Source organism: Mycolicibacterium sp. XJ2546 (assembly GCF_053483195.1).
On the sequence record NZ_JBEFRW010000003.1, the window covers coordinates 406496 to 427967 of the forward strand.

Sequence of the window (21472 nt, forward strand, 5' to 3'; positions counted from 1 at the left end):
CTGAGATCGACGTATTGGCGGGTTTCACTCGCACTTTGGCGCCCGTTTGTCCCTTTCGGCGAGGGTGAGGAGCATGCGGGTGTTGCCGAGGATGTTGGGCTTGACGAAGGACAGGTCGAGGAACTCCGCGACACCGGTGTCATAAGAGCGGCACATCTCTTCGTAGACCTCCGCGGTCACCGGTGTGCCGTCGATCTCGACGAACCCGTGTGCGGTGAAAAACTCCACCTCGAAGGTGAGCACGAAGATGCGCTCCAGGCGCAGTTCCTCGGCCACCGCCAGCAGCTGGTCGACGATCGCGTGCCCGATGCCGCGGCTGCGAACCTTCGGATGCACCGCCACGGTGCGCACCTCGCCGAGGTCGGACCACAACACGTGCAGCGCGCCGCAGCCGATCAGCTCGCCGTCCAACTCGGCCACCCAGAATTCCTGGACCGCCTCGTAGAGGTTCACCAGGTTCTTCTCCAGCAGAATCTTGCCGGCGTAGATGTCCACCAACGCTTTTATCGCAGGCACGTCCGAGGTCCGGGCTCGCCGCACGACGACCCGATCGGGATCTGTGCTCACACGTGGAGGGTATCGGTTTGAGCAACCGATATTCTGTGGCGGTGCCGGGCCAACCTCATACTGATCCGCTGGTTCCGCGCGCCCGGGTGGCGAATATCGCGAACATGCTCACCGGCGTGCGGATGGCGTTGGTTCCGGTGTTCGTGGCTTTTTTGTTCGTCGGCGACGGACATGAAACCTTCTGGCGGATAGCCGCATTCGTGGTGTTCGCAGTCGCGGTCATCACCGACCGGTTCGATGGGGCGTTGGCGCGCAGCTACGGCATGGTCACCGAGTTCGGCGCCCTCGCCGATCCGATTGCCGACAAGGCGCTGATCGGGGCCGCGCTGATCGGGCTATCGGTCCTCGGCGATCTGCCGTGGTGGATTACCGCGGTGATCCTGGTGCGGGAGGTCGGGATCACCGTGCTGCGGTTCGCGGTGCTGCGCCACGGCGTCATCCCGGCCAGCCGCGGCGGCAAACTCAAAACGTTGGTGCAGGCCGTGGCGATCGGCCTGTTCATCCTGCCCCTCTCGGGCACCTGGCTGGCCGGCGCGTGGGTGGTCATGTGGGCTGCGATCGCGTTGACCGTGCTCACCGGCATCGACTACGTCATCTCGGCGGCCAGGGATTCCCGAGCCCGGGCCTGAGCGCCTTTTTGCAGTTGATCTGCGCCATCCGGGAACCATCGCCGTGGTGCACAGCGTTGCCTAGTAGGAACCCCTCGACCCGAGTTCGTAAGGAGAGCACGATGACGGCATTGCTGCGCGAGGTGATCGGCGACGTGCTGCGTCGTGCCCGTATCGAGCAGGGTCGTACGTTGCGCGAAGTGTCCGACTCCGCGCGCGTCAGCCTCGGCTATCTGTCCGAGGTGGAGCGCGGCCGCAAGGAAGCCTCAAGTGAGCTGCTCAACGCCATCTGCGGCGCGCTGGACGTCCCGTTGTCGCGGGTGCTGTCGCACGCCGGCGAGGAGATGGAGCGCGAGGAGCACGTCGCGTTCACCGGCGCGGGGGCGGCCAACATCGACGCCAGCACCAAAGTCGTCATTCCGCAGGCCGTGTCGATGGCTGTGGCCTGAACCGGTTCTGGGTGTGGCGATCGGTGCCGAACCGATAGATTGGGCAGGACGGTGACCCGGGGCGCCGGCGAGCCCGAGAAAACCTCAGACACGAAGGCGGAATGATCCATGGCCAATCCGTTCGTCAAGGCGTGGCGCTACCTGATGGCGCTGTTCAGCTCCAAGGTCGACGAGTACGCCGACCCGAAGGTGCAGATTCAGCAGGCCATCGAGGAGGCGCAGCGCCAGCACCAGACGCTGACCCAGCAGGCCGCCCAGGTCATCGGTAATCAGCGGCAGCTGGAGATGCGGCTCAACCGCCAGCTTGCCGATATCGAGAAGCTGCAGGTCAACGTCCGTCAGGCGCTGACCCTGGCCGATCAGGCTACCGAGGCCGGCGACGCCGCCAAGGCCACCGAATACAACAACGCCGCCGAGGCGTTCGCCGCGCAGCTGGTGACCGCCGAGCAGAGCGTCGAAGACCTCAAGGGCCTGCACGACCAGGCACTTCAGGCAGCCGGTCAGGCCAAGAAGGCCGTCGAGCAAAACGCGATGATGCTGCAGCAGAAGATCGGCGAGCGCACCAAGCTGCTCTCGCAGCTCGAGCAGGCCAAGATGCAGGAGCAGGTCAGCGCGTCGCTGCAGTCGATGAGCGAGCTCGCCGCGCCGGGCGCCACGCCGAGCCTCGACGAGGTGCGGCAGAAGATCGAGCGCCGCTACGCCAACGCGATGGGTTCGGCCGAGTTGGCCCAGAACTCGGTGCAGGGCCGGATGCTCGAAGTACAGCAGGCCAGCGTGCAGATGGCCGGCCATTCCCGGCTGGAGCAGATCCGGGCCTCGATGCGCGGCGAGCAGCTGCCGGCCGGTGGCACCGCGATGCCCGCTCCGGCCAAGCCGGCCACCGACCAGCAGGCGGCACCGGAAAACCCGTTGTCCCAATAGTTTTTGTTTGGAAGCGCGATGAACCCACGCTCGAGTCGACCGGAGGCCTGGCGGTCGTTGCTGCAGCGTGGGTTGCAAAGTGGTATTGACACCGCCGCCGAGTGGTCCGACGTGCTGGCCGAGAAGCTCAACGCCGCATCCGATCCGCGCGCCAAGCTGTTGCGAAAGCGACGCTGGGCGCTGCGGCTGACGCTGTTCTTTGCCGTGTCGTCGGTGTTCTGGATCGCAGTCACCGCGGTGGTGGCGTCCTGGAGCACCCCGGCGTGGGTGCTGTTCATCCCGATTCCCATCGCTGCGGGTGCGGCGTTCCTGGCGACCCTGACGTTCCTGCGGTACCGATGGCTACGACGCGAGCCCTTGCCGCCGCAACGTTCCCGCGCCGCGCGCCGGCTGCCGCCGTGGGGTTCGGCGGCGCGGCAACCCATGGCCGCGCTGGCGTCCTCGGAGCGGGGACTGTTCTCGCTGCTGGGCGTCATGGAGCGAGGCCGGATGCTGCCGCGCGATGAACTGCGCGAACTGACCGTCGCGGCCAATCAGACGGCCGCCACGATGGCGGCGACCGCGACCGAGGTGGTGTCGATGGAGCGCGCGGTCCGATCGGCGCCGCAGTCGCGGGTGCACCTGGGGCCCACCATCAACGCCTACACCGCCCAACTTCACCAGGGCGCGCGACAGTACAACGAAATGGTCGACGCCGCAGCGCAACTGGTTTCCGCGGTCAATGCCGGGCCGATGTCGCGTTCGCCGATGTCGCAGCAGCGCTACCGCGAGCAACTGTCCAACGCCACCGACCGGCTGTCCGGATGGGCGCAGGCGTTCGACGAGTTGGGTCAACTGCGCGGCGCGTAGCTTTAGATGTCGTGTGAGCTCGGCGGGCCCGAGCGCGGACCGTAGCGTTCGGCGTATGCCTGGTGCACATGGGCCTTTTTGCGGCGTGAGATCTCGTCGACCAGGGCCGGGTCCAGGCCGTGTTTGGCCAGCATGTGCCGGCGCCACACCTTGTTGAGGGCGTGCGAGAAGTAGACGAACGGGATCAGGATCGGCAGTGTCATCGTCAGGTGCACGTCCAGGGTCGTCGGGATGAACCAGAACGGTGCCATCACCAAGAACGCGGGAATGAAGACGCGGATCATCATTCTGCGCGTCGCGCCCTCGCCGGCCAGGTCGTTTCGCACCCAGTCGCGCATCGAGTCGGGCAGGCGACGGCCGTAGCTGTATCCGATGTACTCCCAGACGTTGGGTCGGGTGGGTGGTTTCTCGGTAGTCATATCGACTGTCTATGTTACCGACGCGCGGTTACATTCCCGGCCGCAGCGACGGGAACACCGTGGCGATCAGGCCGCGCGCCGTGCCCTTGAGGAAGTCCAGCGTGTCGAAGTAGTCGCGCCACAAGGTGATGCGCCCGCCGTGGACTTCGAACGTGCCGCACACCCAGAACTGGATCCGGACCGGGCCGAACACCAGCGCGTCGGTGCGCTCGGTCAGCACTGCGCTGCCTTCGCCGGCGATGCGGTGGATCTTGACCTCGAATCCCATGCGGCCTTGACCGCGCCGCATCAGGTCTACGATCCGCTGGCGGCCGTGGATGGTGGGAAGCCCGACGTTCTGCCACTCGATCCCGTCGGCGAGTGATTTGTCGACGGTGTCGAAGTCCTCGTCCTGCAGCGCGTAGAGGAAGGTCTCCACCGTGCGCACGTTGTCGAGGTTAGATCTCAGTGCGGCAGCCTGGTCGGTCATGGCAGTCAGCCTAGTGCGCTGGCCCTGTGGCACGGTAGGCCAATGCGCGTCGCGATAGTTGCCGGACCCGATCCCGGGCACACCTTTCCGGCGCTCGCGCTGTGCCTTCGATTTGTGGACGCCGGGGATGCACCGACGCTGGTGACCGGCAAGGAATGGCTGGCCACCGCCCGCGCTGTCGGGGTGGACGCCGTCGAACTCCTTGGGCTTGACGCGACCGATCTCGACGACGACGCGGACGCCGGCGCCAAGATCAACCAGCGCGCGGCCCGCATGGCCGTGCAGAACGCGCCGCAGCTGCGGGCGCTGGCGCCGGATCTGGTGGTGTCGGATGCGATCACGGTCGCCGGCGCGTTCTGCGCCGAGTTGCTGGGTCTGCCGTGGATCGAGTTGAACCCGCACCCGCTGTACCGGCCGTCGAAGGGGCTGCCGCCGGTGGGTAGCGGGCTGGCGCCGGGCCTCGGGATGCGGGGGCGGCTGCGTGACGCGGTGATGCGCGCGCTGAGCGCCCGGTCGTGGCGCGAAGGACTGCGGCAGCGCGCAGCGGCCCGCGTCGAAATCGGTTTGCCACCAACCGATCCGGGACCCCTGCGGCGGCTGATCGCGACGCTGCCCGCGTTGGAGGTGCCACGCCCCGACTGGCCTGCCGAGGCCGTGGTGGTTGGGCCGTTGCACTTCGAGCCGACGTCCTCGGTGCTGACGGTGCCGCCCGGTGCGGGCCCCCTGGTGATGGTCGCCCCGTCGACGGCGACGACGGGGACCGGCGGGCTGGCGGAGGTGGCGCTGGAGGGGTTGAGGCCGGGGGAGACGCTGCCCGAGGGCTCGCGCCTGGTGGTGTCGCGGCTGTCCGGCCCCGACGGACCGGCGCCGCCGTGGGCGGTCGTCGGCCTGGGCCGCCAGGATGACCTGCTAGCCCACGCCGACGTGGTGGTCTGCGGCGGCGGACACGGCATGGTGTCCAAGGCGCTGCTGGCCGGGGTGCCGCTGGTGGTGGTGCCCGGCGGCGGTGATCAGTGGGAGATCGCCAACCGCGTTGTGCGCCAAGGCAGCGGACAGCTGGTGCGGCCGTTGACCGCGGACGGGTTGGCGTCGGCGGTGAGCGAGGTGTTGTCGGCACCGCGCTACCGCGATGCCGCGTGCCGGGCCGGCGCGTCGGTGTCCGACGTCGAGGATCCGGTACGCGCGTGCCATAACGCGCTCACGTAAGTTTGAGTGGTGCGCTTGACCGAATTCCGTGAACTCGTCGAGGGACAGTTCGGCCCCGTCCGCGGCGCGTCGATCATCGTCGACCATGTGCTGACCGGATTAGGCGGTCGCACGGCGACGCAGGCCATCGAGGACGGCGTCGACCCGCGCGACGTCTGGCGCGCGCTGTGCGCAGACTTCGACGTCCCGCGCGATCAGTGGTGAGTCAACGCTTGTCTTCGCCGCCGGCCGGCTTCGCAGAGGCTTGCCGCCCTTCGTAGGGTGGGGTGGCGGACTCGACGTCCTTCGGCGGCTCATTCGTGAAGCTGGTTTCGAAATCGGGCTTTTCGTCACTTCCGTATGTGGGGACGGACTCGTCGCCCTGGTATTCACCCGACGGGCGATCCGCGGGTCCTCCGGATGGCACGTCCGAACCGGTGTCTCGGGTCTCGTTGTCTTCCGGCTCTGTCATGGCAACTCCTCTCGATGGGTTTCTCGCTATTCGCGGCGGCCGAGCACCAGCGCGGTTTCCCGGTGCAGCCGGCCGAAGTTGTAGTACGCGGCGCAGGCGCCCTCGGCGGACACCATGCACGTCCCGATCGGGGTCTCAGGAGTGCAGGCGGTGCCGAACACCTTGCATTCCCACGGTTTGATCACGCCCTTGAGGACCTCGCCGCACTGGCACGCCTTGGGGTCGGCGACCCGCAGGCCGGGCATGTCGAAGGTGGCCTCGGCGTCGAACTCGGCGTAGTCGCGGTGAACCTTGAGCGCGCTCTGCGAGATGAACCCCAGACCGCGCCATTCGAAGTGTGGACGCAGCTCGAACGTCTCGGCCATCAGCTTCAACGCCTGGGTGTTGCCTTCGGCGCGAACCACCCGGGTGTACTGGTTTTCGACCTCACAACGTCCCTGCCGGATCTGCGCCAGCAGCATGTGCACCGAGGCCAGGATGTCCAGTGGCTCGAATCCGGCCACCACCATCGGCTTGCCGTACACGTCGGGTACGAAGCGGTATGGGCGCAGGCCCACCACCGTCGACACGTGGCCGGGCCCGAGAAACCCCGCCAGTCGCAGATCGGGCGATTCGAGAATGGCCTTGATCGGCGGAACGATCGTGACGTGGTTGCAGAACACGCTGAAGTTCTTCACGCCCCGCGCGCGTGCGCGTACCAGCGTCACAGCGGTCGACGGGGCGGTGGTTTCGAAGCCGACGGCGAAGAACACCACGTGCCGGTCGGGATTGTCGACGGCCACCTTGAGCGCGTCGAGCGGGGAGTAGACGAACCGCACGTCGGCACCGCGCGCCTTGGCAGCGATCAGGGTGCCGTTGGATCCCGGCACGCGCATCATGTCGCCGAAGGTCGTGAAGATGATGCCGGGCTGTTCGGCCAGCCACATCGCGTCGTCGATCCGGCCCATCGGGATGACACACACCGGACATCCCGGTCCGTGCACCAGCTCTACGGACTCGGGCAGCAGGTGCTCGATGCCGTGCCGGTAGATGGTGTGGGTATGGCCGCCGCACACCTCCATGAACTTGAAGTCGTCGCCACCGGCAAGCTCGGTGATCGAGCGGACCAGAGTGCGCGCCGCCGCCGGGTCCCGAAATTCGTCGACGAACCTCATATCAAGCCTCCCAAGCGATTTCGGATGACGTGAACGCTTCCATCTCGGTCACGTAGTCGGCGCCCATCTTCTGCACCTGGTCGAGGGTCATCGCGGCCTCGCGTTCGTCGATCTTGGCCATCGCGAACCCGACGTGCACCAGTACCCAGTCGCCGACGCGCAGGTTGTCGTCAGCCAGCAGCCGCACGCTGATGTTGCGGCGCACGCCGTTGACGTCGACCTTGGCCAGGGACTGTTCGGCGTCGACGATGTCGACCACCTGACCGGGAATGCCCAAACACATGAGCTTCTCCCTTTCGTTGTCAATTCAGCAGATTCGTGGCAGTGGGTCGCCGACGAGCATGTCGACGATCCGGCTGCCGCCGAAAGATGTTCGCAGCGCCACGATTCCGGGCGGCTCGGGGATGATCTCGCCGACGACCGCAGCCTCGGCGCCCTGCGGGTGGGCGCGTAGTGCCGAGACGGCCGCCTCGGCTTCGCGAGCGGCGACGACAGCGACGAACTTGCCCTCGTTGGCCACGTACAGCGGGTCGATGCCGAGCATGTCGCACGCGCCGAGCACCTGCGGCGCAATGGGAATCCTGTCCTCGTCGAGGATCAGCGCGAACGGGCGGTCCTTGACCAGTTCGTTGGCCACCGTGCCGACACCGCCGCGGGTGGCGTCCCGCATCCAGCGCGTCGACGGCGCTGCCGCCAACAGGATCTCCACCAGCTCGTGTACGGGTGCGGTGTCGGAGGTGATGTCGGCGTCGATGGCCAGATCACCGCGCGCCAGCATGACCGCCATGCCGTGCTCGCCGATGGTTCCGGACAGCAGCACCTTGTCGCCGGGTTGCACGAGCTCGCGGGAGAGCCTTCTGTCCGCGGGGATCGCGCCGACACCGGCCGTGCACACGTACACGCCGTCGGCGGCGCCCCTGCCGACCACCTTGGTGTCGCCGGTGACGATCTGCACACCGGCCGCCGCCGCCGCAACGCTCATGTCGGCGACGATCTCGCGCAGTTCGGCGATCGCAAAGCCTTCCTCGATGACGAAGGCCGCGGACAGCCATTGCGGCTGCGCGCCCGACACGGCGAGGTCGTTGATTGTGCCGTGCACCGCGACGTGGCCGATGGAGCCGCCCGGAAAGCGCCGCGGCGAAACGACATACGAATCGGTGGAGAACGCCAACCGCTCACCGGAGGCGGTACGCAGGGTGGCCGCGTCACCGAGCTGTTCGAGTTCGTCATTGCGGAACGCCTCGAGGAACACCGCATCCACCAGTGCCGCCGAGGACTTGCCGCCTGCGCCGTGCGCGAGCGTCACCACATCGTCGAGCAGGCGCGGTCGGCGCTGCCGTTGTCTGTCGATGCGTTCGAGCGCCCGGTCTTCGCGCTCGGCCGCGCTCATTGCCCTGTCGACGGTGCCGGTCATCGTGTCTGCGCTCCATTGCGGGGACGGGACAGGTTTTCCTGGGCGACGGACCAGAGCCGGTAACCGAGCATGGCGTGGCTCTCCTGGATGCGGTGGATGCTCTGTGAATGCACGGTGAAGCAGTAGTCCAGGTCCTCGGCGCCGGCCATCCGCCCGCCGTCGTGGCCGGAGAACCCGATCGTCAACAGATCGCGCCGCTTGGCCTCGCTGATGGCCGTCATCAGGTCCTCCGAATTACCCGACGTCGACAACGCGATCGCGATGTCCCGCTCGCGGGCATGGGCGATGATCTGGCGCTTGAAGATCAGCTCGAACCCGACATCGTTGCCCAGCGCGGTGACCACGGCGTTGTCGGCGGCCAGCGACCACGCCGCCACCGGGCGCCCACGGGCAGGCCGGCTGAACAGCGACGCCAGCGTCGCGGCATCGGTGGAGCTGCCACCGTTTCCGAAGGTGTAGAGCCGTCCGCCGCGGCCAAATCGATCGGCCATCTCGGTGCCTGCCGCGGTCAACGCTGCGTCGTATTCGGCCAGCGATTCGCCTTGCAGCCGCGCGCTTTCGGCGGCCTTACCGCGCGCCGAGGAACTCAGATCGTCCAGAAGGCTGGTGGCGTCGGACTCTTCGGATTCGATGAACGGATACAGGAAGCCGGTGCTTTCAGGCTCGGTCATCGGGTCATCTCCCTTCCGATGTCGTCGAGGCGTGAAATAGCCGCGCCGGCGTGGACGAGCACCAGGTCGTTGGTCGCGACGCCGCCGAGCAGCGTGACGTCCACCCATTCCTCGCCCTCGGCGGTGCGCACAAGCGCCAGGTCGGTTGCGGCGGTGGGTTCCAGCAGCACCTCGGCCACCCGGCCCTGGTCACTGCAGGTGATACAGATGTCATCGGTGCGGTCGGCGGACTTAAGCAGGCCGGGATGTTCGAAACAGACGTGGGTGAGTTCCCAGAGCAGGTGGTACATCAACACAAACGTTCCGGTGGCCGGCAGCATCGGATCGTCGGAGTCGACCCACAGGATGTGGTTGGCACCACCAGTTTTCGGGCGCGGACCAGAACCGATCCACAGGGTCAGGACACCCCATGCCTGCGCGCGGCGCATCGCGTCGACGACGGCCGGCTCGTCGGCGGACGCGACCGCGATCAGCAGGTCGCCGGGTTGGCTGGCCACCCGAGCCTGCGCCACCGGATCGGGTTCGACGAGGGCGACCGACGGCAGCGCCCGCTTGCCCATGATCACTGGGTGGACGAACTCGACGGCGACGTGGTGGGCATGCGGTTCCCATTGCGGCGAGATGACCCACAGCGTGGCGCCGTCGTGAAATCGTCGAGCCATGTCCAGTGCGGCCGCGGCAAGGTCGGCTGACAGCGCGGCGTCGACGTATGACCCGCCCGGTCGCGTGGTGACGGTCATCGATCAACCCCCTTCTCCACGAGTGAATTGACAAGCTTCAGCGTGGCGCCGGTGGCGGCTTCCAGTGCTGCGCATTCGGTTTCGGTCAGGGTTGCGCACACCCAGTCCCAGTGCGCCGAGACGACGGTGCCCGGCATCGGCGCGGGGGTCAGCGACACGGCGCCCTTGGCCCAGTGCACGGTTTCGGTCTCCAGAGCGCCGAGCGCCAGGCTGCCGTTTTTGAACTGCAGTGGGTGCGACGAGATCACCGCGCGCTGGCCGTCGATGGATTCGACGGTGCCCCACCGGATGCGGCAGTTCTGCATGACGCGCACGGCGGTGGCCGCGTCGCGGCCGAGGAAGCGCACCCAGGGATAGACCACAAAGACGTGGAAGCTGTGATGGGCCAACACGTCGGAGCTGGGGGAGACCTCGTCGAGCAGGCCGGTGAGCTGGCCCGTGAACGCCGAACGCAGCCGGGCGAGCAGGTCGGCGGGATCCACCTTGGACAGCGCCGGACCGCCGACCCAGTAGCTGTCGACCACCTCCTCGTCAAGCGCATCGGAGCCGAGCGCTTCGGCGACGGCCCGCAAATACGGCCAGGAGCCGTCGAACTCCGCGGCGTGCGACGCGAGACCGGAGCTACCGCCAGCCTCTGCCGGACCGCAATAGCCCAATTCATTCGGCGGGTAGGCATACCGACCGAACAGTGTCTGACCCGTCGTCAACCCAGTCATCCGGAATTCCCCACCAGCAATTGGCCCAGCGCGATGCCACCATCATTCGACGGCACCCGGTGCGGCGTGATGACATCGAATCCGTTGTCTTGCAATCGCGTCAGCGCAAGTGTCAGCAGCATTGCGTTCTGGAACACCCCACCCGACAGCGCCACTGTCGAACACGTCTCCCGTTCGGCACACGCGATCCGCACGATCACCTCCGCGACGGCACGATGGAACCGGGCGCCGATGGTTCCGGTCGCTACCCCGGCGCGTCGGTCGGCAATCACCGCCCGAAGTACCGGCGCCGGATCGATCACGCCGTCATACACGGTGAACGCGTAAGCGCCTGTGTCGCCGTCGTCGCCGCGGGACAGGCCCTCCAGCTCGATCGCCGCTTGCGCCTCGTAGGCGACCACCTGGCGCACCCCGGCCAGCGCAGACACCGCGTCGAACAGGCGGCCCATGCTCGACGTGGAGGTGCAGCCGAAGCCCGTTTCGAGTTGGCGGCCCAGTACTTTTCGTTCGTCGGGCGGGCAGCTGGCGACGGACGCCAGGTCGGCATCCCACGCGATACCAGCGGCCCACAGGTGCGAGAGCGCCATTCGGTACGGGCGCAGCACGCTGACGTCGCCGCCGGCCATCGGCACGTACTTCAGGTGCGCCAGGCGCTGAAAGCCCTTGTATCCGGCGAGCAGTACCTCGCCGCCCCATACCGCGCGGTCGGTGCCGTAACCCGTTCCGTCGAACGCGAAGCCGAGCACCTGCGCGGAGTCACCCAGACCGTGTTCGGCCATCACCGCGGCGATATGCGCGTGGTGGTGTTGGACTGTGCGGACCGGTCGGTGTGCGGCGTTGCGGTTGGCCCACTGCGTCGACCGGTACATCGGGTGGGCGTCGGCGACCAACACCTGTGGGGTGACCGCGGTGAGAGCCTGTAGGTGCTGCTGGGCCGAATCGAACGCGCACAACGTCGCCAAATCGTCCATGTCGCCGATGTGCTGGCTGAGCCACGCGTATTTGCCGTCGGCGACCGCCATCGTGTTCTTCAGGTCGGCGCCGACGGCCAGGGTCGGCGGTACCGGCACGGGCAATGCGATCGGTAGCGGCGCATATCCGCGCGAACGCCGGATCGGCACCTCGCGGCCGGCCACCGCGCGGATGACAGAATCGTCGCACGGCACCAGGATCGCGCGGTCGTGCATCAGCCAACCGTCGGCGAGGTGCGAAAGTCGCTCGAGGGCATCATCGTCGGCGAAACAGATCGGCTCGCCGGCCAGGTTCCCTGAGGTCATCACCAGTACCGCCGGCCCCGGCACGTCGCCGGGCAGACCGAACAACAACGGGTGCAACGGCGCATAGGCGAGCAGCACGCCCAGGTCCGGGTTGTGTGGTGCGACAGCCTCGGCCACGGGCGCTTCGGGCCGTCGCGGCATCAGCACGATCGGGCGCTGGGGACCCGACAGCATCCGCGCCGACGCGTCGTCCACCTCGGCGATGTCCCGGGCGGTGGCCAGGTCGGGCACCATGACGGCGAACGGCTTGTCGCCGCGATGTTTTCGCAACCGCAGCTCGGCCACGGCGCGGGCGTTTCCCGCGTCGCAGGCGAGGTGGTAGCCGCCGATGCCCTTGACCGCCAGCACGCCGCCGTCGCGCAGCACTTCCCGGGCCGCCCGCAGCCCGTTTTCGCCGGTCGACGACCGGCCGGAGCCGGCCCGGTAGGTCAGCGCGGGTCCGCAGTCCGGGCAGCAGATCGGTTGGGCGTGGAACCTGCGGTCGCCGGGATCGTGGTATTCGCGGGCACATTCCGGACACATTTCGAACGCCGCCATCGTGGTGGACGCGCGGTCGTACGGCAGCGAGCCGATGATCGTGAAACGGGGGCCGCAGTTGGTGCAGTTGATGAACGGGTGCCGGTAGCGCCGGTCGCAAGGGTCGGCCTGCTCGGCGGCGCACTGTGCGCACATGGCGACGTCGGGCGACGTCAAGGTGCGGGCCCCGTCGGTGCGCAACGTATCGGCGATGACGAACCCGGTGCCACCGACCAGCGGAACCGGCTGGATTTCAACGGATTCGATCACCGCCAGCGGCGGAGGTTGGTCGCACAGTCGGCTCAGGAATGCTTCGACGTCGCCGGCGTCGCCCTCGACTTCGATGACGGCACCGGAACTGTCGTTGCGCACACAGCCGGCCAGGCTCAGCGCTGCCGCGCACGAGTACACGAACGGCCGAAAGCCCACACCCTGCACCACGCCGTGCACGTCGACACGCAACCTGACCCTGCCGGTCATGGCGGATCCTCGACGTCCTGACCCCTGCCCATCAGCTCCAGGCCCGACATCGCCGCGTCGGCGCCGGCCTTGTCGGTCTTCTCGACGACAAAACCCATGTGAATGATCACCCAATCCCCAGGGCCGAAGGTTACTTCCGGCAGCATTCCGACGTTGACCTTGCGCTGCTCGCCTGCGACGTCGACGAGGGCCAGTTGATCGCCGTAGCCGTCCAGCATGTGCACCACCTGCCCCGGTATTCCCAGGCACATCGGTTCAGCCTCCCCTCACGACGCAGCGCGCGGAGAGCTCGGCGACGGCGTCGACGACGGCCTGTACCGCACCAGGAACGGCTGCCTCCACCATTGCGGACAGGCCGATGCCCTCGTCGACATTGGCGGCCTCGCAGCCGATCACCACGGTCTCGGGCGGGGTGCCGCCAAGCGCGGTCAGGCTGGCGAATACCGCTTGCGGATCCATCGCGTGCCCGTCCAGACCCGTAGCGGCGGTAACGGTTTCGTGGTCGGCCTTCAAGACGTGCAACGTCCCCGGCGCGCCCTGGTTCGGGATGGCGTCGACGAGCACCAGCGCCTGGCATCCGTCCAGTAGGTCATAGGCCAGGTGCACGCCGCGGATCCCGTAGTCCACGATCCGGACCCGCGGCGCGGCGAGGCTCTCGGGAAGGCGGCGGATCACCTCGGAGCCGAACCCGTCGTCGCCGAGGAAGATGTTGCCGATCCCGGCAACCAGAATCCCCAGGGGTGTCGGCACCTGGCTACATCCGGCGCATCTTGAGGTAACGCTTCGCATCCGGGACCGACCTCAGGCCGAGCACCGCCGCGGCGAGCACGACGGCGGCGGCAATACCGACGGCGACCCAACCCACTACTTCCATTTCGAACTCCCTTCCAGCGGTTCGACTTCATCGGGGGCGAAGTACAGGTACCTGCCGTACCAGTCGTGCATGTCGGCAGCCGGGTCGTCCTCGAGCACCACGCCGATGTGGTGATCGCCGTCGACGTCTTCATGCACCGAGGTGACGTGCGCGATCCGGTTGGCATAGAAGAGATCCTGGGCATCTGCCCGACGTGACGGGCGCAGCCGCACCCGGCTACCCCGCGCCACTGCTACGCCGTTCACCAGCACCGCATCAGTTTCCGGGCGCACCGCGGTGTCTGCGGTCGGGTCCCACCAGTCGACACCCGCGGGCACCTCGGGAACCAAGTCGGCATGCGGATTGCGCAGCACGCCATGCAGGTTGAGCATCGCCTCGGGGGACATCGAATCGCAGCGGTCGATGAGCTGGGCGGCCAGGGGATCGGTGGCGCGGGCCTGTGCCTTTTCCTCGTCGGTCATCGTCATGACCCGAAGCGTGAGGATCTCGTCGATCTCGGTGGAGTCGTAGAGCGCCCCCGTGCTCTGTTCGGCGATCTGCGGGTGGTCGTAGAGGATGATCGGCGACGCGAGCACGAGTTCGCCGCTGCCCGGGGGACCGGCAAGGACAGGGAAGCACCGGTGCTGGCGCAGCCGCGCCACCGCGTCGGCGGCCGCATCCGGTGGATCCAGCAGCGATACGAACTCGCCGTCGGTGACTTCGATGAGCAGGTGCGTGCCGATCAGCGAGGTAGCGATCGCCTGGTTCTTGTCGGCGGCGGGAGATGCGGTGTTGCGCACCTCGAAAGTGAGCCCCAGCAGGTCGCCGTAGGGTTCTGCGGATATCGAGAGCAGACCGTGCAGCTGCTGTCGGGTGCGGACCAGCCTGCCGCCGTCGACGGATTCCACCTCACGTCCTGCGGGTACCGCTATGTCGATCGTGCGGGGCAGGCTGGGGACCGGGAAGCGTTCGACGGTGATCTCGCGCTCGACGGCCTCGTCCCAGCGCAGCCACGTCTGCGTGCCAGCGACGAGTTCCTCGACCGGCGCGAAACGGCCGTCACCGAGAGCGCGTTCGGTGCCGCGGTGTTGCAGTTGCAGGAAGCGGACCGCCCCCGAGATCCACGGGACGCCGTGCGGATGCAACAGCACCTGGGCGGACAGCGAACTGTCCTCGCCGATGCCGGCGTCGGCGGCACCTGTTGGTCCGAGCACGCCGAACTGCCAGCGCGACTGGTTCTTTCGCGAATTGGCCCGATACGGGTAGAGCAGGTAGCCCTCGTAGAGCACCGCCTCGGCGACGGCGCGGGCGTGATCCCAGTCGACCGTCATGGGAGCTCCCCGGTGGCGGGCACTGTCAGCAGCGACATGATCGCGTCGTCGAACCCGAGCAGGCCCCGCGCGTTACGGTACGCGATCAGTGCGTCGATGGTGTCGCGGTCGAGGCGTAGCCAGTCGGTGTTCGGAAAGTGCTGCCGGATCAGGTTCCGCCACACGGTCGCCGGCATGTCGTAGCGTTCGTCGCGGTCCCAGGGCACCTGCTGGACGGTGAAACCGCGAGCGCCGGCGGCGAAAACAGTGCCACTGAACAGGAACTGCAGCGGGATGGCGCCCTCGCGCAGCGCGTGTAGGTACTTGGCGGCCGCCACCTCGAAGTCATACGTGCACTCGAGCGGCATCTGTATCTGGGTGGTGCCGGTGAATCCCGGCACCATCGCGACGGCGTGCTGCCACAGGAAGGAATGCTGGGTGGCGGCCCAACGCTCCCGCGGTCCGAACAGATCGGTCAGCCCGGCGGCCTCATCGTCGGTATACGCTCTACGCGACGGCTCGATGCGCACCTGGCATTTCAGTGCAATGGCATGTACCGGTTCCTCGGACCCCGAGGCGATGCCGATGCGCGCCATGAGGATCGGTGTTACTGCGTAGCGTTCCGGTGCGACGTCGAGGACGGCGAACGTGACGTCATTCATGCCGGGTCCACCATTTTGCTCCGGGCGTCGAGCAAATCGAAGTACTGCTCGATGTAGGCGCGGACGTCTTGACCGCCGTCGAAGCCTCGCCACATTATGCGCAGCCGGCCGACGAACTCATAGCAGGCGTCGATCGGTACCAGATATGCCAGTGGCGGGCTGCTTTCGTCGTCGGGCACCCGGACGAGAAGCGCCTCGGTGTCGGCGACGAGTGTGTCCACCCGAGGATCGGTGATCCGAATGTCATCCCACGCCTGCAGATCGAGCTCGGATTCGGTGGCGCCTGCCGGCCCGGGGTAGAACGCGACCGTGCGGTCGAGCGCCGAGTTGTGGAAGAAGAATGCCAGCCCGACGGGAACCTGCAAGGCATCCCACCCCCGGCGGTCGAGCGCGAAATCGCCGAATGCAAGGTAGCGGTCGGGAACAGCCCGGTAACGCAGGTCGGCATCGGAATCGGTGAACAGCAGATAGCAGCCGCGACAGACACACATGAGTTGGCGACCTTCCAGGTTCACCACATGCTGGTGTTCGTCGGCGATGGCCTCCGCGCACATCTCACACCGCTCGCCCGCCGGCTGTGGCGTAGCTCGGCTGGCGCGGATGCGAGCCAGTACATCTGTGACGTTGCCGATGCTGTCCATCTACGCCACCTCTTGCGGGATGGCCATCGCCAGCACGCCGTCGCGCACCAGCACGGGAATCGGCTCAAGGTGACCGTCTCCGCCGACACCGGCGCCGGCGCGGACGACGTCGAAGCCGGCGCCACATCCCGCGCACTTCAGCAGGGTGCCGAACAGTTGCGCACCCGCCAACGTGTCTGTGCAACTTGGACATCGGTCCAGGTACGCGTAAAAGGTGTCACCCAGCCGGCAGACCAGTGCGGTCGCACCCATTACCCGGAACCCACCGACTTCCCCGTCGGACAACTCGGCCAGTTCGGGAACCGGCTGCCATGCAGTCGGTTGGTGCAGACGGGCCAGCAACGTTTCGGCGGGAATGACATGCCGGTCGGAGTCGTCCTCGGCGGCAATGACTTCGATCGAGGCGATCTCCGGCGCCGCCGCCCGCACGGCATCCTCAACAGCCAACTCCAGCGTGACCGCGGAGGAGGGACAACTCTTGCAGCTGCCTTGAAACCGCAGCCGGACCACCCCGTCATCGACGCCGACCAAAGCCACGTCGCCGCCGTGCGATCCGAGGTAGGGCCGCACGCTGTCCAAGGCTTGGCCCACGCGGCGCTCGACGTCGTGCGGGTGTAGTCCGTGCACCAGCAAGAGGCTGGCGACGAGGTCGTCGGCTGCCAACCGGCCAGCGAGCTCGGGCTGTGCGGCCATCACCACGTCCATCATCCGTTCGAGCGCGGCCCCGTAGAGGTCGGTCACCTCACGGACCAACTGCTCGGCGCGTGCTCGCGCAGCCGCACCACCCGAAGACGATGCATCGAGCAAGTTCTGGATACGATCGCCCGCCGTGCGCCACTGCGTGTCGTCCTGGATTTCGTCTGGGCCTGGCAGTGTCGGCGGGGCCATATCCTATTCCCCGGTGACGGACTGGGTGGGGGAGTGCAGCAGGTCCAGGCTCTTCCCTCCGCCCAGATACATGTGCACGCCGCACGGCAGACACGGGTCGAAACTGCGGACCGTGCGCATGATGTCGATGCCCTTGAAGTGCTCCCTGTCGTTCTCCTCGAAGATGGGCTGGCCCTGCACCGCATCCTCATACGGTCCCGGCGTGCCGTAGGTGTCGCGTGGGCTGGCGTTCCACGGGGTGGGCGGATACGGGTGGTAGTTGGCGATCTTCCCGTCCCGAATAACCATGTGATGGCTCAGCACGCCGCGCACCGCTTCGGTGAATCCGCAGCCGATGCCTTCCTCGGGGACCTCGAACTTCTCCCATGTCTTGGTTCGCCCGGCGCGGATCTCCACCAACGCCTTTTCGGCGAAATGCAGTGCGCACGCGGCCGCATAGGCCTGGAAGTAGGTTCTGGCACGGTTGCGCTCAATGGTGTTGCTGCCGTATTGGGGCACTTTCCACTCGAGTTCGACCGGGCCCTTCAGTGCGGTCTTCGGCAGGTTGATCTGGACGCTGTTACCCGTCGATTTCACATAGCCGATGTCGACGAAGCCGGCCAGTGCCGTCGCCCACAGCCTGGCCAATGGACCTCCGCCAGTATCGAGTGCCAGGTGATCCGTGCCGTCAAACCAGCGGGGCGACATCACCCAGGTGTACTTGTCCTCGAAATCTCGCTTCTGTGGCTTGGGGTTGGTGTGCTGATTCCATGGGTGGCGTCGGTCCACCGGGTTTCCCAGCGGGTCGTTCTTGACGAACATCTCCTGATCGGTCCAGTCGTCGTAATACGAACTGCCCAACAGGATCCGGATGCCGAGGTTGATGTCGACCAGCGACGTCGTCACGAGCTTCCCATCGACCACGACGCCGGGGGTGACGAACATCTTGCGGCCCCAGGCCTCCATATCCCGGTAGGCGAAGTTGCAGACCTCGGGATCCTGGAACGAGCCCCAGCAGCCAAGTAAGGTGCGTCGCAGTCCCACCTGGTCGTAACCTGGCAATGCCTCGTAGAAGAAGTCGAAGAGGTCGTCGTGCATTGGCACGACCTTCTTCATGAATTCCACGTAACGCATCAGCCGGGTCATGTAGTCGGTCATCAGCTGAACCGTTGCGGTCGTGCCGATCCCGCCGGGATACAGGGTTGACGGATGGACATGCCGGCCCTCCATGAGGCAGAACATTTCCCGTGTCGTTCGGCTCACCTGCAACGCTTCGCGATAGAACTCGCCGGTGAACGGGTTGAGCGTCCGCATGATGTCGGCGATCGTGCGGTACCCGTGCATGTCGGCGTGCGGCGCTTGGGTGTTCTCGGCTTTGGCCAGCACGCTCGGGTTGGTCTCGGCGACCATCTTCTCGCAGTAGTCCACGCCGACCAGATTTTCTTGGAAGATGTTGTGGTCGAACATGTATTCCGCGGCTTCGCCCAAATTGATCAGCCATTCGCCGAGATGCGGTGGCTGGACACCGTAGGCCATGTTTTGCGCGTAGCACGAGCATGTGGCGTGGTTGTCGCCGCAGATCCCGCAGATGCGGCTCGTGATGAAATGCGCATCACGAGGGTCCTTGCCCTTCATGAAGATCGAATAGCCGCGAAAGATCGACGAAGTGCTGTGGCACTCGACGACTTCCCTGTTGTCAAAATCGATCTTGGTATAGATGCCGAGGCTGCCCACGATTCGGGTGATGGGATCCCACGCCATCTCCACGAGTTGGCCGGGATCGCGCTTCACGTGTGACGGTTCGGGGGTGATCGTTGTCATCGAACTCTTCTCTTTCGTCTAATGAGCTGACCCGCTGTGCTTTTCGACGCGAATAAGGGGCACGCCGGTTACCCGGCATGCCCCGCATCTACCAGGTGCGGGTTGCCCCGGTCGTGAGTTTCGTGCCCGGATGCCGCCACTTCGGTTCCTTGTCGACCGTGCGGCCGGTGATTTGGCGCAGGTTCTTGATCACGGAGCCGTACAGGCCCGATGCCGCTGTGGACACCTTGCCGCCCGGCGGTTCGTCCATGAAGGGCATGAACTTGTCCGGGAAGCCGGGCATTGTGCAGGCGATGCAAATGCCGCCGACGTTTGGACAGCCGCCGACACCGTTGATCCAGCCCCGCTTGGGCACGTTGCACTTGACGACCGGTCCCCAACAGCCGAGTTTGACAATGCATTTCGGCGAGCCGTACTCGGTCGCGAAATCACCCTGTTCGTAGTAGCCGCCGCGGTCGCACCCCTCGTGCACGGTGGCCCCGAACAGCCACTTGGGCCGAAGCGCATCATCCAGTGGGATCATCGGCGCCTGGTCGGTGGCCATGTAGAGGAGATACGTGAGTGTCTCGGCGAAATTGTCCGGATGAATCGGGCAACCCGGTACACAGACGATCGGGATGTCGGCCTTGCTCTTCCAGTCCCACCCGAGATAGTCGGGTACGCCCATGGCTCCGGTCGGGTTACCCGCCATCGCATGGATGCCTCCGTAGGTGGCGCAGGTTCCCGCCGCCACGATCGCCGTCGCTTTCGGGGCGAGCCGGTCCAGCCATTCGCTTGTCGTCATCGGCTGTCCGGTCGCCGGGTCGTTGCCGAACCCGCACCAATAACCTTCGTTCTTGATTTTCTCGTTCGGGATCGATCCTTCGACGACGAGGACGAACGGTTCCAACTCACCTCTGTCGGCCTTGAAGAACCACTCGAGAAAATCGTCGGCGCCCCCGTTCGGTCCGCACTCGAAATCGATCAGGGGCCAGTGAACGGCGACTCTGGGTAGACCGGGGAGGGCGCCGAGAGCGATCTCCTCGATGGTCGGTTGTGTGGCGGCAGTCAGCGCCACGGAATCGCCGTCACAACTCAAACCGGCATTGATCCACAGGATATGAATTAATGCCTCTTCGGCTTTGACTGCTGCCTCGATTGGCATGTGTCACAGCTTCCTGGGGGCCGGGCTGGGGCCCTCACGACCGGGAGCCAGGCTGTGGCTCCCTACGTCACCGGGACGTAGCGCCCGCTTCTTGACCGCTGATTCTGGGTCTACTCCCGGGGATATGTCTTGTCAACGGGTCGGCGGGACTTCGCGGAGTTTGCGCGATTATCGATCCATTCGTACCACCGTGCGCTACCATCACCGGTCGTAGCCGAAATCGGCAATATTTCCGCGCCCCGGTTCACGGATCGCACGTAGGCGCAACAATTTTCAAGATCAAAGTCGACGTACGGCATCAGATCGATCTTGTTGATCACCACGAGTCCGGCCGCGGCGAACATGTGCGGATACTTCAGCGGCTTGTCGGTGCCTTCGGTCACGGAGATGACGACGACTTTGCTGTGCTCACCCAGATCGAACAGTGCCGGGCAAACGAGGTTGCCGACGTTTTCGATGAAGAGGATCGACTCGGGCTCGGGGTCGAGGGTATGCAGAGCCCGGCGCACCATCGCGGCATCGAGGTGACAGCCGGCGCCGGTGTTCACCTGAACGGCGCGCGCCCCTGCCGCTCTGATGCGCTCGGCGTCGAGCAGTGTCTCTTGGTCACCTTCGATGACGGCCACCGGGCGATCGCGGCTGAGATCTCGGATGGTGCGCTCGAGTAGCGTCGTCTTGCCCGCGCCCGGCGAGCTGGTCAGGTTGAGCGCAAGGATGTTGCGTTCGGCCATCCAGTTGCGGTTGTCCTCGGCCAGCAGGTCGTTCTTCGCGAGCACCTTCTCCGCCAGGGAGACCGTCTCGGTGTGAACGTGACCGTCGTGGTCGTGGTCGTGCTGATGGGGGTGCTCGTGCGGGTGGGGGTGACCTGCCAAGGTGATGGTCGGACCGTCATCGCCGCAGCCACATGTTGCGCACATGCTCAGCTCACTTCCATCGACAGGATCTTCAGGTCACGGCCCGCGACCACCTCGACATCCGCACTGCCGCAAGGGCACAGCAGGATCAAGTCGGGCAGCACGAAGTTCTCACCGCACGCGCGACAGCGCGCCGAGCCAGGTGCGACGTCGAGGTCCAGTCGGGCGCCGTCGGCGACGGTGCCCTCGGTGGCCAGTTCGAAGCAGAACTGCATCGAGTCGGGTACCACCGCACACAGCGCGCCGACTTCCAACCGGACGCTGTGCACTCGGCGACCCGCGGCGTGTTCACACACCGCGTCGACGACACTCTGTGTTATCGCCATTTCGTGCATGCGGGCCCCGTCCGGCCG

28 protein-coding genes are annotated in these 21472 nt (G+C 66.4%); 6 read left to right on the forward strand and 22 right to left on the reverse strand.

From position 1 onward, the window contains the following. Positions 1 to 24: 24 nt before the first annotated feature. Positions 25 to 540: an amino-acid N-acetyltransferase gene (locus tag ABQE44_RS08355; RefSeq protein WP_448391377.1), complete on the reverse strand. Its 516-nt coding sequence runs from the start codon at positions 538 to 540 to the stop codon at positions 25 to 27. 68 nt (positions 541 to 608) lie between these two features. Here ABQE44_RS08355 and pgsA point away from each other — a divergent pair, with 68 nt between their 5' ends. From pgsA to pspM, 4 genes are all read left to right on the forward strand, one after another. After that, complete coding sequence (gene pgsA, locus ABQE44_RS08360; RefSeq protein WP_448391024.1) at positions 609 to 1196, forward strand: CDP-diacylglycerol--glycerol-3-phosphate 3-phosphatidyltransferase; 588 nt, start codon at positions 609 to 611, stop codon at positions 1194 to 1196. 101 nt (positions 1197 to 1297) lie between these two features. After that, on the forward strand, positions 1298 to 1624 hold the full coding sequence (gene clgR / locus ABQE44_RS08365; protein WP_448391025.1) for a transcriptional regulator ClgR: 327 nt from the start codon (positions 1298 to 1300) through the stop codon (positions 1622 to 1624). Positions 1625 to 1732: 108 nt separating this feature from the next. After that, the gene (gene pspA / locus ABQE44_RS08370) at positions 1733 to 2545 is read left to right on the forward strand and encodes a phage shock protein PspA (RefSeq protein WP_448429112.1); all 813 of its coding nucleotides are present in this window, start codon (positions 1733 to 1735) and stop codon (positions 2543 to 2545) included. An 18-nt stretch (positions 2546 to 2563) separates the two neighbouring features. Then, positions 2564 to 3394, forward strand: a complete 831-nt coding sequence (gene pspM, locus ABQE44_RS08375) for a phage shock envelope stress response protein PspM (RefSeq protein WP_448429114.1) — start codon at positions 2564 to 2566, stop codon at positions 3392 to 3394. 2 nt (positions 3395 to 3396) lie between these two features. Here pspM and ABQE44_RS08380 read toward each other — a convergent pair whose 3' ends face one another. After that, positions 3397 to 3813 (reverse strand): DUF5313 domain-containing protein, encoded by a 417-nt coding sequence (locus ABQE44_RS08380; protein ID WP_448391028.1) that lies wholly within the window; start codon positions 3811 to 3813, stop codon positions 3397 to 3399. A gap of 28 nt (positions 3814 to 3841) precedes the next feature. After that, entirely contained in the window at positions 3842 to 4282 is a 441-nt protein-coding gene (locus ABQE44_RS08385) for a limonene-1,2-epoxide hydrolase family protein (protein ID WP_448391029.1), read from the reverse strand. Between the two features lie 42 nt (positions 4283 to 4324). On the opposite strand from ABQE44_RS08385, the gene ABQE44_RS08390 reads away from it, so the two are divergent. Both ABQE44_RS08390 and ABQE44_RS08395 read left to right on the forward strand, forming a co-directional pair. Continuing rightward, a complete protein-coding gene (locus ABQE44_RS08390; protein ID WP_448429116.1) occupies positions 4325 to 5488 on the forward strand; it encodes a glycosyltransferase in 1164 nt (387 codons plus the stop codon). A 9-nt stretch (positions 5489 to 5497) separates the two neighbouring features. Then, positions 5498 to 5692: a DUF3046 domain-containing protein gene (locus tag ABQE44_RS08395; RefSeq protein WP_448391031.1), complete on the forward strand. Its 195-nt coding sequence runs from the start codon at positions 5498 to 5500 to the stop codon at positions 5690 to 5692. 1 nt (position 5693) lies between these two features. Here the strand turns inward: ABQE44_RS08395 and ABQE44_RS08400 are convergent, their stop codons facing one another. From ABQE44_RS08400 to ABQE44_RS08490, 19 genes are all read right to left on the reverse strand, one after another. Then, complete coding sequence (locus ABQE44_RS08400) at positions 5694 to 5939, reverse strand: hypothetical protein (protein ID WP_448429118.1); 246 nt, start codon at positions 5937 to 5939, stop codon at positions 5694 to 5696. Between the two features lie 26 nt (positions 5940 to 5965). Next, a complete protein-coding gene (gene hypD, locus ABQE44_RS08405) occupies positions 5966 to 7093 on the reverse strand; it encodes a hydrogenase formation protein HypD (protein WP_448429120.1) in 1128 nt (375 codons plus the stop codon). Between the two features lies 1 nt (position 7094). Beyond that, positions 7095 to 7376, reverse strand: a complete 282-nt coding sequence (locus ABQE44_RS08410) for a HypC/HybG/HupF family hydrogenase formation chaperone (RefSeq protein ID WP_448391036.1) — start codon at positions 7374 to 7376, stop codon at positions 7095 to 7097. Positions 7377 to 7400: 24 nt separating this feature from the next. After that, the gene (gene hypE / locus ABQE44_RS08415) at positions 7401 to 8507 is read right to left on the reverse strand and encodes a hydrogenase expression/formation protein HypE (RefSeq protein ID WP_448429122.1); all 1107 of its coding nucleotides are present in this window, start codon (positions 8505 to 8507) and stop codon (positions 7401 to 7403) included. Continuing rightward, the gene (locus ABQE44_RS08420) at positions 8504 to 9178 is read right to left on the reverse strand and encodes a D-sedoheptulose-7-phosphate isomerase (RefSeq protein ID WP_448429126.1); all 675 of its coding nucleotides are present in this window, start codon (positions 9176 to 9178) and stop codon (positions 8504 to 8506) included. Before ABQE44_RS08420 ends, hypE begins: the two co-directional genes overlap by 4 nt. Then, positions 9175 to 9918, reverse strand: a complete 744-nt coding sequence (locus ABQE44_RS08425; protein WP_448391041.1) for a hydrogenase assembly protein HupF — start codon at positions 9916 to 9918, stop codon at positions 9175 to 9177. The genes ABQE44_RS08420 and ABQE44_RS08425 overlap by 4 nt, the downstream gene beginning before the upstream one ends. Beyond that, a complete protein-coding gene (locus tag ABQE44_RS08430) occupies positions 9915 to 10634 on the reverse strand; it encodes a DUF6390 family protein (protein ID WP_448429128.1) in 720 nt (239 codons plus the stop codon). Before ABQE44_RS08430 ends, ABQE44_RS08425 begins: the two co-directional genes overlap by 4 nt. Further along, complete coding sequence (gene hypF, locus ABQE44_RS08435; RefSeq protein ID WP_448429130.1) at positions 10631 to 12907, reverse strand: carbamoyltransferase HypF; 2277 nt, start codon at positions 12905 to 12907, stop codon at positions 10631 to 10633. The genes ABQE44_RS08430 and hypF overlap by 4 nt, the downstream gene beginning before the upstream one ends. After that, the gene (locus ABQE44_RS08440; protein ID WP_448391045.1) at positions 12904 to 13158 is read right to left on the reverse strand and encodes a HypC/HybG/HupF family hydrogenase formation chaperone; all 255 of its coding nucleotides are present in this window, start codon (positions 13156 to 13158) and stop codon (positions 12904 to 12906) included. The genes hypF and ABQE44_RS08440 overlap by 4 nt, the downstream gene beginning before the upstream one ends. A 4-nt stretch (positions 13159 to 13162) precedes the next feature. Next, positions 13163 to 13657: a hydrogenase maturation protease gene (locus ABQE44_RS08445; RefSeq protein WP_448391046.1), complete on the reverse strand. Its 495-nt coding sequence runs from the start codon at positions 13655 to 13657 to the stop codon at positions 13163 to 13165. Positions 13658 to 13661: 4 nt separating this feature from the next. Continuing rightward, the gene (locus ABQE44_RS08450) at positions 13662 to 13781 is read right to left on the reverse strand and encodes a DUF6893 family small protein (protein ID WP_448429132.1); all 120 of its coding nucleotides are present in this window, start codon (positions 13779 to 13781) and stop codon (positions 13662 to 13664) included. After that, entirely contained in the window at positions 13772 to 15091 is a 1320-nt protein-coding gene (locus ABQE44_RS08455) for a hypothetical protein (RefSeq protein ID WP_448391048.1), read from the reverse strand. Before ABQE44_RS08455 ends, ABQE44_RS08450 begins: the two co-directional genes overlap by 10 nt. Continuing rightward, complete coding sequence (locus tag ABQE44_RS08460; protein ID WP_448391049.1) at positions 15088 to 15732, reverse strand: DUF6084 family protein; 645 nt, start codon at positions 15730 to 15732, stop codon at positions 15088 to 15090. Before ABQE44_RS08460 ends, ABQE44_RS08455 begins: the two co-directional genes overlap by 4 nt. Further along, positions 15729 to 16373: a DUF5947 family protein gene (locus ABQE44_RS08465; protein ID WP_448429134.1), complete on the reverse strand. Its 645-nt coding sequence runs from the start codon at positions 16371 to 16373 to the stop codon at positions 15729 to 15731. Before ABQE44_RS08465 ends, ABQE44_RS08460 begins: the two co-directional genes overlap by 4 nt. After that, the gene (locus tag ABQE44_RS08470; RefSeq protein WP_448429136.1) at positions 16374 to 17261 is read right to left on the reverse strand and encodes a NifU family protein; all 888 of its coding nucleotides are present in this window, start codon (positions 17259 to 17261) and stop codon (positions 16374 to 16376) included. 3 nt (positions 17262 to 17264) lie between these two features. Next, positions 17265 to 19061: a nickel-dependent hydrogenase large subunit gene (locus ABQE44_RS08475; RefSeq protein ID WP_448429138.1), complete on the reverse strand. Its 1797-nt coding sequence runs from the start codon at positions 19059 to 19061 to the stop codon at positions 17265 to 17267. 88 nt (positions 19062 to 19149) lie between these two features. After that, positions 19150 to 20205: an NADH-quinone oxidoreductase subunit B family protein gene (locus tag ABQE44_RS08480; protein ID WP_448429140.1), complete on the reverse strand. Its 1056-nt coding sequence runs from the start codon at positions 20203 to 20205 to the stop codon at positions 19150 to 19152. A 110-nt stretch (positions 20206 to 20315) separates the two neighbouring features. Continuing rightward, positions 20316 to 21122 (reverse strand): hydrogenase nickel incorporation protein HypB, encoded by an 807-nt coding sequence (gene hypB / locus ABQE44_RS08485; RefSeq protein ID WP_448429142.1) that lies wholly within the window; start codon positions 21120 to 21122, stop codon positions 20316 to 20318. 2 nt (positions 21123 to 21124) lie between these two features. Beyond that, on the reverse strand, positions 21125 to 21454 hold the full coding sequence (locus tag ABQE44_RS08490) for a hydrogenase maturation nickel metallochaperone HypA/HybF (RefSeq protein ID WP_448391056.1): 330 nt from the start codon (positions 21452 to 21454) through the stop codon (positions 21125 to 21127). Positions 21455 to 21472: the final 18 nt, after the last annotated feature.